The following is a 12,516-nucleotide window of genomic DNA, read 5'->3' as shown; positions in this document are numbered from 1 at the left end:
AGCTCTATTCGCAATTTTTTTAAGGAGTTTCTGACGTGATACTGGACACCACCCTTTCTCTGGAGCAGTTCATGGCGGTGGTCCGTCACCACGAGCCGGTCGAGCTGTCTGACGCGGCACGCGGCCGGATCATGCGCGCCCGCGCGGTCATCGAGCAAATCGTCGATGGCGATCAGGCCGTGTACGGCGTGAATACTGGTTTTGGCAAGTTCGCCTCGGTGCGCGTGGACCGCACCCAGCTGGCGCAGCTGCAGCACAATCTGATCGTCTCGCACGCCATTGGCGTCGGTGAGCCGCTGCCAGCCGAGGTCGTACGCGGCATGCTGCTGCTGCGCGCCCAGTCTCTGTCCCTGGGGCATTCGGGGGTGCGGCCCGAGGTCGTGGACCTGCTGCTGGCCCTGCTCAACGCCGGGGCACACCCGGTCATTCCGGTGCAGGGCAGCGTGGGCGCCTCCGGCGATCTGGCGCCGCTGGCACACCTTGCGCTGAGCCTGATCGGGCTGGGACAGATCGACCTCGGGGGTCAGGTCCGTCCGTCCGCCGAGGTTCTGAGTGAGCTTGGGTGGCAGCCGTTGCAGCTCCAGGCCAAGGAAGGCCTTGCCCTGATCAACGGCACGCAGCTGATGGGCAGCCTGCTGGCGCTGGCCCTGCACGACGCCTGGACTCTGCTGGGCACTGCCAACCTCGCGGCGGCCATGACGGTTGAGGCGCTGTCCGGCTCGCACCGGCCGTTCGGGGCGGAGGTCGTGGGCCTGCGGCCGCACCCGGGAGCGGTGCACACAGCTGAAGAACTGCGCCGTTTTCTGCGGAAGTCCCAGATCGCACCGAGCCACGCGACCTGCGGCAAGGTGCAGGATGCCTACAGCCTGCGCGCGGTGCCGCAGGTTCACGGCGCCACCCACGACGCCCTGAGCCAGGCGGCCCGGGTGCTGGCGGTCGAGTTCGCGTCCGTGACCGACAACCCACTGATCTTTCCGGAGACCGGTGAGGTCGTGTCGGGCGGCAATTTTCATGGGCAGCCGCTGGCGGTGACCGCCGACGCGCTGAAAGTAGCCGTTGCGGAACTGGCCAGTATCAGCGAGCGGCGCTGCGAGCAGCTGCTCAACCCCGCGCTGTCCGGTCTGCCGGGCTTCCTCGCGCCCGAGGGCGGCCTCAACAGCGGCTTCATGATCGCGCAGTACACCGCGGCGGCCCTGGTCAGCGAGAACAAGGTGCTCGCGCATCCGGCCAGTGTGGACAGCATTCCGACCAGCGCCAACCAGGAAGACCACGTCAGCATGGGCGCGCACGGTGCCCGGCAGCTCCGGCAGATTCTGGACCATGCCCAGACGGTGGTCAGCATCGAGCTGATGTGTGCGGCCCAGGCACTGGATTTTGCCCGGTTTCCCGCCGGTCTCGGGGTCCAGGCCGCCTATGAGCTCATCCGGTCAACCGTACCCACCATGCAGGTGGATCGCTATTTCCAGCCGGATCTGCTGAAGCTGCGTGAGCTGGTGATGTCCGGCGAACTGCTGCGCCTTGCTCGGGAAGCCTGATATGCCGGGGAGAATGCGACAGGATAAGGACAGTCCTACCGGCAGTTTCACCACTTCGGTCCCGCTTTCCTGGACACTGTTGGTGAGGTCCAGCCCCGGTTTTTTACTGTATACGGGGTAAAATTCCGCCGATCCCCACTCTCTGCCCGCAGGTCTTTAGGCAGTCCGGAGCGGGCGGCCAAGGAGCGCCCATGACCCTCGAAGAACTGATGAATGCCCCTGCTCCAGCCAGTCAGTGGGTACTGGACCGTGACTGCCAGGAAACCGGCCTGGACCCCGAAGATATCCGTGCGGAGATGCTGCGCCGCATCGGAGAGATGCGTGACAGCATTCAGCGTGGCCTGCAAAGCGAGGCCAGGAGCATCACCGGCATGGTGGGCTGGAATGCCAAAGGTCTGTGGGACGCGCCGGATGTGCTGAACGCCCCACTGATCCGCCGCGTGCAGGCCTACGCCATGGCCGTCAACGAAGAAAACGCCCGTATGGGACGCATCGTGGCCGCGCCCACGGCCGGGTCGGCCGGTACCATTCCAGGTGCACTGCTGGGCGTGGCCGATCACCTGGGCATTCCCGATGAGAAGCTCGTGGATCCCATGATCCTGGCGGCCGGGGTGGGGAAGGCCATCAGCAAACGCATGTTTATCAGTGGCGCTGCCGGGGGCTGTCAGGCAGAGATCGGCTCCAGCGCTGCCATGGCTGCCGCCGCTGTTACCGAGCTTCTGGGCGGTACGCCTCGCGCTGCCGTTCACGCCGCGTCCCTGGCCCTGATGAATACCATCGGACTGGTGTGCGACCCGGTAGGCGGCTACGTGGAAGTGCCCTGCGTCAGTCGCAACGCGTTCTATGCCGTGCACGCGGTGAGTGCGGCCCAGCTGGCTCTGGCACAACTCGAAAGCTTCATTCCGCCCGACGAAGTGCTGGGAGCCATGGCCTCGGTCGGACGCATGATGCCGGCAGCCCTGCGTGAAACGGCCGACGGCGGGCTGGCCCAGACCCCCACCGGGCTGGCCGTAACCGCCCGCATGGAAGGCAAGGACGACAGTGACCTGCCGGGTGGAATGGTCGAACTTCCGATGGCCTGAGGGAGCCGTCAGAACCGCTGGAGAACAATTCCGGCGGCTCTTGCCGTCGCTCCGGCAGCAGGAATTTCCTCGCTGATTTTAGCGTGTTCTCTGAGAAATCAGGTTCTTGTCTGGAACCCGGACAGTGACAGCCCGGGCAACGTGATTGGTGGCGCCGAAGTCATCATGCTCACTCAGGCCAGTGCACGTAGCCCCAGCGCCGCGCGCAGTTCGGCGTGCGAACGCAGCACCCGCGCCGCGCCGAGGTCCAGCAACTGCGCCTCGTCGTCTGGCAGGATGTGACTGCCAGCCAGCAGGGCCCAGACGGTGGCCCCGGCGGCCACGCCAGCCTGGGCACCCGGCACGCTGTCCTCGACCACCAGACAGCGCTGGGGTGCTGCGCCAAGCTGCGCAGCGGCATACACGTACAGGTCCGGCGCGGGCTTGCCACGGCCATTGACCAGGGAAGGGTCGTAGGCATGCGGCTCGACCAGCTCCGCGAGTCCACCGCCACGCAGCTTCATGTGCAGGCGCCCCTTCTCGCTGTTGCTGGCCACAGCGAAGGGAATCCCCGCCGCTCGCAGCGCACGCAGCGTGTCTGCGGCACCCGCAATCGCCGGAACATGCGAGAACGCACCGTTGAAGCGCTGGTCAAGCATGGGCAGAAAGTCTTCTGGCGCCTTCCAGCCGCGCTGCTGCTCCAGGGCCTGCATGACACCCTCAAAGCGCTGGCCTGAGGTCAGGCGGGTGATCTCGGCCGGGGTCAGGTCCAGGCCCCGCTCACTGAAAATGGCGGCCCACAGCTCTCCAATAATGGTCTCAGTGTCCACTAGCACGCCGTCGAGATCGAACAGCACGGCGCTGAACTGGTCCGGCATCAGGCGCTGCCCGTGTCGTTATCGGGCCCGTGTTCCCAGCCGGCCAGGATGTGAACGTGGGTATGGAAAATCACCTGACCGCCGCCCCTGCCGGCGTTCACCAGCAGGCGGTAATCGTCCGCGTGCTGCCGGGCGACCTTGACGGCGGTCAGCCACAGTTCGCCCATCTCCCGGGCATCGGTAATCTCATCTACCCGCGCAGAGACGCGTTTGGGAATCACCAGCAGGTGAACCGGGGCCTTGGGAGCGATGTCGCGGATGGCGATGTAGTGCTCGTCCTCGTACACGATATCGCTGGGAATTTCGCGGGCGATGATGCGCTCGAAAAGAGTGGGCTGCGCGGTCATGCCTTCACTGTAGCCTCCGGCGGGCCTGTTCTTAGCCGTTCCCTTAGATGCCCCGCTGACCCGTCGGGCTGGGCGGCACACTGCAGCTATGGGACTTCCGAAACGATTGCTGCTCGCCGCCGGCATCGGAGCGGTCGCTGCGCGCCGTGCCTTCAACACGCCCTATGACCTTCAGGGCCGCTCGGTGCTGATCACCGGCGGATCTCGTGGCCTGGGCCTGATGCTGGCCCGGGAACTGAGTGACCGGGGCGCGGCCATGACGCTCATGGCCCGGCACGCCGACGCCCTGGAGCGAGCCGCGGCCGATCTGCGCTCGCGTGGCGCCCGGGTCCACACGGTGGCGGGCGACGTGACGGTGCAGTCGGACGTGGACCGCGCCGTTCAGGAAGCCGTGAACGCCCATGGAGGGCTGGACGTGCTGGTCAGCAACGCCAGCATTATCCAGGTGGGTCCGCTAGCCAACCTGACCGACGATGACTTTCACGAGATCATGGAGATCAACGCTTTTGCCACCCTGCGCCTGACACGCGCCGCCCTGCCGCACCTGCGGACCCGCAGGGGGCGGATTCTGATCGTGGGCTCGGTGGGGAGCAAGGTCGCTGTGCCGCACCTGACCTCGTACTGCATGAGCAAGTTCGCAGTAGGCGGTCTGGCGCAGGCCCTGCGGGCTGAGTTGGCGCGCGAGGGTGTGATCGTCACGGCCGTCCATCCCAGCCTGATGCGCACGGGCAGCCCCCGCCACGCCCATGTCAAGGGCCAGCATGCGAAGGAATACGCCCTGTTTGCCACCCTGGATAACCTGCCGGTGCTGTCGCTGGACGCGCCCACTGCCGCGCGCCGAATGGTCGCTGCGCTGGTTCGTGGAGACGCAGAAGCCATGATTGGCGGTCCGGCGCTGATGCTGCGCTATGCCCAGGCTTTGGCCCCGCAACTCACCGCCGACATCCTGGCCCTGAGCAACCGTCTGCTGCCGGCACCGGCTCCTCATGACCATATGGTCCCCGGCGCACACGCCGAGTCGGACCTGACGCGGCACAATCCCATCAAGCGCCGCGCAGAGGCCGAATTCAACGAGCTGTGAGGCCTTCTTCCCTCCACCAGGTGTCATAGGGTGTCGCGGGGAGCTGGCGTTTGTGCCGGGTGTTGAGAAACATCCCTTCCAGCCGCCGGGCTGCTTCCTCACTGACCTCGCGGCCTTCCAGATAGGCATCAATCTGCTCATAGGTAACGCCCAGCGCGACTTCGTCAGGTAAGCCAGGGCGGTCGTCTTCCAGATCGGCGGTCGGTACCTTGCGCCAGGTCGATTCAGGGGCGCCCAGGTGCTGCAGCAGCGCCGCTCCCTGTCGCTTGGTCAGACCGGTCAGCGGCGTCAGGTCCACGCCGCCGTCTCCGTACTTGGTGAAAAAGCCGGTCACCGCCTCGGCGGCGTGGTCGGTCCCCACGACCAGCAGCCCCTCCTGACCGGCCACGGCATACTGCGCGACCATGCGTTCACGCGCCTTGATGTTGCCCCGTACAAAATCGCGCAGCTCAAAGCCAAGTGCAGCGTGGGCGGCGGAAGCACTTGCGTCAGCAGCCGGTTGAATATTCAGGGTGAGGGTGCGGTCCGGTCCGATAAAAGCCAGCGCCGCCTGAGCGTCGGCCTCATCCGCCTGCAGGCCATAGGGCAGGCGCATGGCCACGAACGTCACCTCACGGCCCCGAGTCCGTAAGCGCTCGGCGGCCAGCTGGCAGAGCCGCCCGGCCAGGGTGCTGTCCTGGCCCCCACTGATGCCCAGCACGAAACCCCGGGCCGGGGTGCTGCTGAGGTAGTCGCACAGGAAGGTGACGCGGCATTCGATTTCGCCTTCGGGGTCGATGGCACTCTGCACGTGCAATTCGCGCTGAATTCGTTCACGCAGGCCTGCTGTCATGTCCCGGAGTATTCCATGTGCTCTGCACTCAGGAGCACGGGGTCAGGTGCGCTAGCCTCGGCGGAGCATGACAGCGCACCTGACCCCGGCGGCCTTGCGGGCAGCGGCCTTTTCTACCTTCGGACTCCGTGGAACGCTGCAGGGCGCGCTTGACCGGATGGGCTTCGTGCAGGCCGACCCGATCCGTGCTCCCGCCCGCGCCCAGGACCTCACCTTGATGCAGCGGGTGCGCGGCTACCGTGCCGGAGACCTGGAACAGCTCTATCCACAGCTGAACGCCGAGGAGGACATGCTGCCCAACTACGGCTTCGTGCCGAGGCAGGTGCAGGCCCTGCTGCATCCACGTGAGCCAACCCAGAGCCGGGTAGAACGTCAGTACCCGGAACTGCTTGCGCAGGTGCGCGCGCTGCTGCGTGAACGCGGCGAGCTGCATCCGCGTGAGGTCTCGGCGGCCCTGGGGTCCAGCCGGGTCATGAATGCCTGGGGAGGACAGTCCAGTGCCACCACCCGGGCCCTGGAAGCCCTGCATTACCAGGGAGGGGCCCGTGTGACCCGCCGCGCCGGCGGCGTTCGCCTGTACGCTCCTGCTCCGCACCTCCAGGCGCTGCGTGAAGTTCCCTGGCCGGAGGAGCAACGGCTGCGGGGCGCTGTTCATCTTCTGGCCCGCCTCTACGGTCCTTTGCCGGAAGCCAGCCTGGGTTATCTGATCAGCCTGTCCCGGTTCGGCTTCCCACACCTGCACAGCACGTTGCGTGCGGTCAGCAGGCAAATCGTGCGTGAGGAGCTGCATATGGCCGTTGTGGATGGCCTGCGCTACGTCTGGTTGCCCGAACAGCAGCTGGAAGGCGCCAGTGCGCCACGAGGTGTTCGCATCGTGGGACCTTTCGATCCACTCGTCTGGGACCGTCGCCGCTTCACGCACCTGCACGGGTGGACCTACCGCTTCGAGGCCTACACGCCCCCGGCGAAACGCAGCATGGGCTACTACGCCCTGCCGGTGTTCCAGGCTGAACGGGCTGTCGGCTGGGCCAACCTGCGCGTGGAGGCCGGTGGGCTACAAGCTGATTTCGGATTCGTACCGGGTGTGCGCCAGACTGCAGCGCTGCGCCGTGGGCTGGAGGCAGAGCTCGGCCGCTATGAGATTTTCCTGGGCCTGGGCGGGTAAACGCTCAGCTCTGTTCCACCCAGGCCTGGGCCACGTTGGACAGCGCCTCCTGGACCCCGCTGCCTGAAGACTGCCGCGCCTGCCGTGCCGTGGACAGCAGGTTCAGCGCCGTACCGGCCCGCTCCTGGGCTGCCAGGGCAGCAGGGGAAAGGACAAGGCCCTGATCTGCCAGGGTTTCCTGGTAGGTCGCTCTGAGTGCGGGACCAAGCCGCAGGCGTTCCACAGCGCTGAGGCGCACACTCAGCAGATGTGCCAAGTCCTCGCCAGGAAGCGAGGTGTGGACCTGCCCGTAATCAATCAGCACCGGGTGGCGGTCCGGCACACGCCACAGCACCTGTCCGGAGTGAATGTCACCGTGCACCAGCGTGATTTGGGGCGCTGCCTCCAGCAGGGCAGGCAGGGCCTCGGCAGTCGCCTGCACGGTCACCCATGCCGGATGATGAGGTGGAAAGTCCGAAGCGATGCGCCCCGCCTGGGCCAGCACATCCTGAGGGGTCCAGGCCCACCGCCCGGTCAGCAGTCCAGACCCTGGTCCGGCCCAGAAGGCATGAAGGCGGGCGAGCAGCCGCACGATTTCGTGCAGCGCGTCTTCCCGCTGCTCATCCGTGCTCAACGCTCCCCACCCTGTGGTCTGGTCCGTGAGATCGGGGGTCAGCAGGTGTGCGCGCAGTCGCGCACGGTCAAGCGCACCATGCAGCAGTGGCGCGTGGTCCACCGGCATCGCTGGTGCGAGGTCTCGCAGAAACCTGACCTCACGTTCCAGCCGGCGGTAGGCATTCCGGTCCCTCCAGCCGGCGGGCAGATATTTCAGAAACAGCGGCCCCTCGGCCGTGGCGTAGCGCGCGAAAGCGGCTCCTTCACCTGTCCAGGTTTCCACGAGCCGGCGCCGGCCGGGGAAAGCTGCACGCAATACCGGAGGCCACAGACGGGCCGCGCCTGCGGGACCGGTACCGTGTACCAGCGTCCAGGCGTCGTGCAGCGCGGCCAGCGGTGGATCCAGGATCAAGCGATCAGCGACACCAGGCCCAGCACCCCGGCTCCGGCCAGCCCGGCCATGACCAGAAAGGCGCCCAGGCATCCGCCAGAGCGGCGCCGTTTCACCTGACGGTAGTGGCCGCCCTGGGCATAGTGGCCGCGCCGCCCGCTGCTGTGGCTGTGGCCCATCAGGCCGCCGACCATCCCGCGGCGGTGGCCGCTGGAGCGTGAATGGGCGAAAAAGCCTCCGCGACCACGACCGCTGCGGCTGAACGAGAATCCTCCTCCAGAAAATCCACTCATGCCTCAGGGTACGCCCTGAAGGCCCAAGAAGTTGCGGCAAGATTGATCGGGAACTCGGGCAGTGAAGGATGCGTCAGCTACTCACGTCACTCATGGGCGTATGATGCGCGCAGCATGAGTGAACGCAAGTATTTCGGCACCGATGGGGTGCGGGCCGTGGCCGGAGAATTTCCCCTGACATCCGCCTGGGTCATGAGCCTGGGTGCCGCTGCCGGTGAGGTGTTGCGCCGCGTCAATCCGCAGGCCCGCGTCGTGATTGGCAAGGACACCCGCCAGAGCGGTGACATGCTCGAAGCCGCGCTCGCTGCCGGCCTGACCAGCCGGGGCGTCACCGTGATTCACGTCGGAGTGTTGCCTACCCCCGGCGTCAGTTACCTGACCCGGCACCTGAAAGCGGATGCCGGGGTTGTCATCAGCGCCTCCCACAACCCCTACGAGGACAACGGCATCAAGTTCTTCGGGGCAGATGGCCAGAAGCTCAGTGACGCCACCGAGCATCAGATCGAGGCCGCCATCGATGAGGTTCCTGGCTTCGAGCCGCTGACGGGAACGGCGATGGGCAGCGTGACCAACTACACCGAGGCTGAGCGCCTGTACACCGACTTCCTGAAAAGCCACGCTCCGGACCTGCGCGGCCTGAAAATCGCACTGGACTGTGCCAACGGCGCGGCCTACCGGGTCGCGCCCAAGGTGTTCCAGGCCGCAGGGGCTGACGTCTTTGCGGTCTACACCACGCCCGACGGGCGCAACATCAACCGGGGCTGCGGCAGCACCCATATGGACCATCTGCGCCAGATCGTACGCGAGGGCGAGTATGACCTCGGGGTGGCTTTCGATGGTGACGCCGACCGCGCGCTGTTCGTGGATTCACGTGGTCAGGTAGTGCATGGGGACCATATGCTGCTGCTCAACGCCCGTGCCCGTGGCGAGCAGGCGGTGGTGGCCACGATCATGACGAACATGGCCCTGGAGGCCAAGCTGCAGGACGCCGGAATACCGCTGGAGCGCACTGCGGTCGGCGACCGCTACGTGCACGAGCGCCTGCACGAGAAAGGGCTGAGTCTGGGCGGCGAGCAGAGCGGCCACGTGCTTTTCCTGGACATCTCGCCGACCGGTGACGGCGTGCTGACTGCGCTGCTCACGCTGGCCAGCATGAAGAAGCTGGGCACCACGCTCGACGCCCTGCACGACGACCTTGTGATGTACCCCCAGACCCTGGTCAACGTGCGTGTGCAGGACAAGAAGGCCATCGCCATGGACGATCAGGTCCAGCAGGCGGTGCAGCAGGCTCAGGAGCGCCTCTCGGGGAGAGGACGCGTCAACCTGCGCCCCAGCGGCACAGAAAACCTGATCCGCGTCATGGTCGAGGGCCAGGACGCCACCGAGATCCACGAGGTGGCCCGCGTCCTGGCCAGCGTGGTCGAGGCGCGCGGTCAGGCCTGAGCCGCGGCTACATCGCTTCGTTCCGGGACAGGGTACTTCCTGTCCCGGTTGCGTTCTGTTCTCAGAAGAATGCGGCGGCCCGGTAGAATGCCCGGTATGACCACGTCCCCCATCCCCGACACGCTGGTGCTGATTGACGGTCACGCGCTGGCGTTCCGTTCGTACTTTGCGCTGCCGCCCCTGACCAACAGCCGGGGCGAGGCGACGAACGCGATTCTGGGGTTCCTGCGCATGACCCTGCGTCTGGCCAGGCAGCGCACCAATCAGGTGATCGTGGTGTTCGACCCGCCGGTCAAGACCTTCCGACACGAACAGTTCGACGGCTACAAGTCCGGCCGCGCCGAGACCCCGGCGGACCTGCCGGGGCAGATCAACCGCATCCGGGCGCTGGTCGACGCCCTGGGTTTTCCCCGGCTGGAGGAACCTGGATACGAGGCGGACGATGTGATCGCCTCCCTGACCCGCAAGGCCGAGGGCAGCGGCATGCAGGTGCGCATCGTGACCAGTGACCGCGACGCCTACCAGCTGCTTGACGATCACGTCAAGGTGATTGCCAACGACTTTTCTCTGATCGGACCGGATCAGGTGCTCGAAAAGTATGGGGTCACCGTACGTCAGTGGGTGGACTACCGCGCGCTGACCGGTGATGCCAGTGACAACATTCCCGGCGCCAAAGGCATCGGACCCAAGACGGCGGCCAAGCTGCTCCAGGAATACGGCAGCCTGACAGGCATCTACGAGGCCGCCAGGGCCGGCACCCTGAAGCCCGACGGAACCCGTCAGAAACTGCTGGAGTCCGAACAAGCGGTTAAATTCAGCCACGAGCTGTCGTGCATGGTCACGAACCTGCCGCTGGAGGTGGATTTCGGTGTGGGCCGCCTCCCGGGTGACCCGGCCCGCCTCGACGAACTGCTGACCGAGCTGGAATTGCACTCGGTGAGGCGCGACATACTGGCCCTCAACTCGGCTTCCGGCGCCGATCTGAAGGTTCCGGACAGCATCCACGACGCAGAAGCTGTCGCGCGCCCCGAACCCGCCGGCCCGCTGGAAACTCCGGTCGAGGCTCCGTGGCGCACCCCAGCGGCAGGCGTGGTCTGGGGGTACGTGCTGTCGCGTGAAGATGACCTGACCGCTGACCTGACCGCCGCCGCGACGTTTGAGACCACAGAGGCCGAGGGGGCAGGTGTGGTACGCGTGGCGCCGGTCCTGAAGCAGGATCAACGTCAGACCGGTTCAGGTGCGGCGCAAGAGTCGCTGTTTGACGGCATGCTGGCCCCCGAAGGTGCCGCGCCTCCCACCAAGGCGCAGCTCAAGGCCCAGGAAAAGGCCCGGCGCGAGGCGGAAAAGGCCGCCGCGAAGCTGGCCGCAAGGTATCCCGACACCGTCAGCGAGGCCGAATTCATCGGGCAGCGGGCGGTCACGGCCGCCGGGGCCAAGGCGCTCGCTGCTCACCTCAGCGTTCGGGGAACCGCGGTGGATCCGGGGGACGACCCGCTGCTGCACGCCTACCTGCTCGACCCCGCGAACACCACCATGGCCACGGTCACGCCCCGGTATCTGGGGATGCCCTGGCCTGCGGACGCTGCCGGTCGGGCGACGGTTGCGGCGCGGCTGCTCCGGGACCTGCCTCCTCAGCTTGACGAGGCGCGCACGAAGCTCTATTCCGAAATGGAAAAGCCGCTCGCGGCGGTCCTAACCCGGATGGAAGTGCGGGGCGTGCGCCTGGACAGCGAGTATATCCAGGGCCTGGCAGGCGCCGCTGCTGCCCGCCTGGCGGCGCTGGAAGCCGAGATCTACCAGCACGTGGGGCATGAATTCAGCGTGCGCAGCCCATCTCAGCTCGAAACGGTGCTGTACGACGAACTCGGGCTGGCCAGTGGTCGCAAGACCAAGCTGACCGGTAAGCGGTCCACGGCCGTAGCGGCCCTCGAGCCTCTGCGTGATGAGCACCCGGTCATTCCACTGATTCTGGAATTCCGCGAGCTGGATAAACTGCGAGGCACCTACCTTGACCCTCTGCCCAGTCTGGTCAATCCGCGCACCGGACGGCTGCATACCACCTTCGCACAGACGGCCGTGGCCACTGGACGCCTGAGCAGCCTCAACCCCAACCTGCAGAACATCCCGATCCGAAGCGATATCGGCCGCGAGATCCGCAAGGGCTTTATCGCTGACCGGGGGTACTGCCTGATCAGTGCCGACTACTCGCAGATCGAGCTCAGACTGCTGGCCCATATCGCCGACGATCCCCTGATGCAGCAGGCCTTCCGTGAGGGCGCGGACATTCACCGCCGCACGGCCGCGCAGGTCCTGGGGCTGGAGGAACACAGCATTACCTCCAATCAGCGCCGCGCAGCGAAAACGGTCAACTTCGGCGTGCTGTACGGCATGAGTGCCCACCGCCTCAGCAATGAGCTCGGCATCCCATACGCCGAAGCTGCCGGCTTTATCGAGACGTATTTCAGTACCTACCCCGGCATTCGCGGCTATATCGACCGGACGCTGGAATTCGGGCGCACCCAGGGCTACGTCGAAACGCTGTATGGCCGGAGGCGCTACGTTCCGGAACTGGCGGCGACCAACCGGAATGTCCGCGAGGCTGGCGAGCGGCTGGCCTACAACATGCCCATCCAGGGCACGGCCGCGGACATCATCAAGCACGCCATGATCCGACTGGACCGCGAACTGGAGGCGCTGGGTGGGCGATTGCTGCTGCAGGTCCACGACGAACTGCTGATTGAGGCCCCCGAACACCGCGCCGAGGACGTGGCCCGGGTGACCCGCGAGGTCATGGAGGGCGCCGCGAAGCTCAGCGTGCCGCTGGCGGTAGAGGTGGGCGTGGGGCCCAACTGGTTCGACACGAAATAACACCCAGAACAGGACCAGGAAATCAGAC

At 66.2% G+C, this 12,516-nt stretch carries 11 protein-coding genes; 6 read left to right on the top strand and 5 right to left on the bottom strand.

Annotated elements, in window-relative coordinates; genetic code table 11:
* Nucleotides 1-35: 35 nt before the first annotated feature.
* Together hutH and sdaAA are read left to right on the top strand one after the other, a co-directional pair.
* Nucleotides 36-1,535, top strand: coding sequence for a histidine ammonia-lyase (gene hutH, locus IEY49_RS03475; protein ID WP_189004586.1), 1,500 nt, complete (start codon nt 36-38; stop codon nt 1,533-1,535).
* A 191-nt stretch (nt 1,536-1,726) separates the two neighbouring features.
* Nucleotides 1,727-2,617: an L-serine ammonia-lyase, iron-sulfur-dependent, subunit alpha gene (gene sdaAA, locus IEY49_RS03470; RefSeq protein WP_189004583.1), complete on the top strand. Its 891-nt coding sequence runs from the start codon at nt 1,727-1,729 to the stop codon at nt 2,615-2,617.
* A gap of 173 nt (nt 2,618-2,790) precedes the next feature.
* Here sdaAA and IEY49_RS03465 read toward each other — a convergent pair whose 3' ends face one another.
* Together IEY49_RS03465 and IEY49_RS03460 are read right to left on the bottom strand one after the other, a co-directional pair.
* Nucleotides 2,791-3,474: an HAD family hydrolase gene (locus IEY49_RS03465; RefSeq protein WP_189004581.1), complete on the bottom strand. Its 684-nt coding sequence runs from the start codon at nt 3,472-3,474 to the stop codon at nt 2,791-2,793.
* On the bottom strand, nt 3,474-3,821 hold the full coding sequence (locus IEY49_RS03460; protein ID WP_189004579.1) for a histidine triad nucleotide-binding protein: 348 nt from the start codon (nt 3,819-3,821) through the stop codon (nt 3,474-3,476). Before IEY49_RS03460 ends, IEY49_RS03465 begins: the two co-directional genes overlap by 1 nt.
* Before the next feature lie 88 nt (nt 3,822-3,909).
* Between IEY49_RS03460 and IEY49_RS03455 the strand changes: the two genes are divergently transcribed.
* Nucleotides 3,910-4,902, top strand: coding sequence for an SDR family NAD(P)-dependent oxidoreductase (locus tag IEY49_RS03455; RefSeq protein ID WP_189004577.1), 993 nt, complete (start codon nt 3,910-3,912; stop codon nt 4,900-4,902).
* On the opposite strand, the gene nadE is transcribed toward IEY49_RS03455, so the two are convergent.
* The gene (gene nadE, locus IEY49_RS03450) at nt 4,889-5,734 is read right to left on the bottom strand and encodes an NAD(+) synthase (RefSeq protein WP_189004576.1); all 846 of its coding nucleotides are present in this window, start codon (nt 5,732-5,734) and stop codon (nt 4,889-4,891) included. The genes IEY49_RS03455 and nadE overlap by 14 nt on opposite strands.
* 67 nt (nt 5,735-5,801) lie before the next feature.
* Here nadE and IEY49_RS03445 point away from each other — a divergent pair, with 67 nt between their 5' ends.
* Nucleotides 5,802-6,899: a DNA glycosylase AlkZ-like family protein gene (locus IEY49_RS03445; protein WP_189004575.1), complete on the top strand. Its 1,098-nt coding sequence runs from the start codon at nt 5,802-5,804 to the stop codon at nt 6,897-6,899.
* Between the two features lie 4 nt (nt 6,900-6,903).
* Here the strand turns inward: IEY49_RS03445 and IEY49_RS03440 are convergent, their stop codons facing one another.
* Nucleotides 6,904-7,905: a phosphotransferase family protein gene (locus IEY49_RS03440; RefSeq protein ID WP_189004574.1), complete on the bottom strand. Its 1,002-nt coding sequence runs from the start codon at nt 7,903-7,905 to the stop codon at nt 6,904-6,906.
* Nucleotides 7,902-8,177: a hypothetical protein gene (locus tag IEY49_RS03435; protein WP_189004573.1), complete on the bottom strand. Its 276-nt coding sequence runs from the start codon at nt 8,175-8,177 to the stop codon at nt 7,902-7,904. The genes IEY49_RS03440 and IEY49_RS03435 overlap by 4 nt, the downstream gene beginning before the upstream one ends.
* A gap of 114 nt (nt 8,178-8,291) precedes the next feature.
* Here IEY49_RS03435 and glmM point away from each other — a divergent pair, with 114 nt between their 5' ends.
* Nucleotides 8,292-9,620, top strand: coding sequence for a phosphoglucosamine mutase (gene glmM, locus IEY49_RS03430; protein WP_189004572.1), 1,329 nt, complete (start codon nt 8,292-8,294; stop codon nt 9,618-9,620).
* A 96-nt stretch (nt 9,621-9,716) separates the two neighbouring features.
* Nucleotides 9,717-12,488 carry a DNA polymerase I gene (polA, locus tag IEY49_RS03425; protein ID WP_189004571.1) on the top strand — a complete coding sequence of 924 codons (2,772 nt, stop codon included), beginning with the start codon at nt 9,717-9,719 and terminating at the stop codon, nt 12,486-12,488.
* Nucleotides 12,489-12,516 lie beyond the last annotated feature (28 nt).

Source organism: Deinococcus malanensis (assembly GCF_014647655.1).
GTDB lineage: Bacteria > Deinococcota > Deinococci > Deinococcales > Deinococcaceae > Deinococcus > Deinococcus malanensis.
This window is presented reverse-complemented; position numbering and strand designations above follow the sequence as displayed.

Excerpts from the sequence above, each read along its gene's own strand:
- sdaAA (WP_189004583.1), top strand. The coding sequence starts at position 1,727 with ATGACCCTCGAAGAACTGATGAATGCCCCTGCTCCAGCCAGTCAGTGG.
- IEY49_RS03465 (WP_189004581.1), bottom strand. The coding sequence starts at position 3,474 with ATGCCGGACCAGTTCAGCGCCGTGCTGTTCGATCTCGACGGCGTGCTA.
- IEY49_RS03460 (WP_189004579.1), bottom strand. The coding sequence starts at position 3,821 with ATGACCGCGCAGCCCACTCTTTTCGAGCGCATCATCGCCCGCGAAATT.
- IEY49_RS03455 (WP_189004577.1), top strand. The coding sequence starts at position 3,910 with ATGGGACTTCCGAAACGATTGCTGCTCGCCGCCGGCATCGGAGCGGTC.
- nadE (WP_189004576.1), bottom strand. The coding sequence starts at position 5,734 with ATGACAGCAGGCCTGCGTGAACGAATTCAGCGCGAATTGCACGTGCAG.
- IEY49_RS03445 (WP_189004575.1), top strand. The coding sequence starts at position 5,802 with ATGACAGCGCACCTGACCCCGGCGGCCTTGCGGGCAGCGGCCTTTTCT.
- IEY49_RS03435 (WP_189004573.1), bottom strand. The coding sequence starts at position 8,177 with ATGAGTGGATTTTCTGGAGGAGGATTCTCGTTCAGCCGCAGCGGTCGT.
- glmM (WP_189004572.1), top strand. The coding sequence starts at position 8,292 with ATGAGTGAACGCAAGTATTTCGGCACCGATGGGGTGCGGGCCGTGGCC.
- polA (WP_189004571.1), top strand. The coding sequence starts at position 9,717 with ATGACCACGTCCCCCATCCCCGACACGCTGGTGCTGATTGACGGTCAC.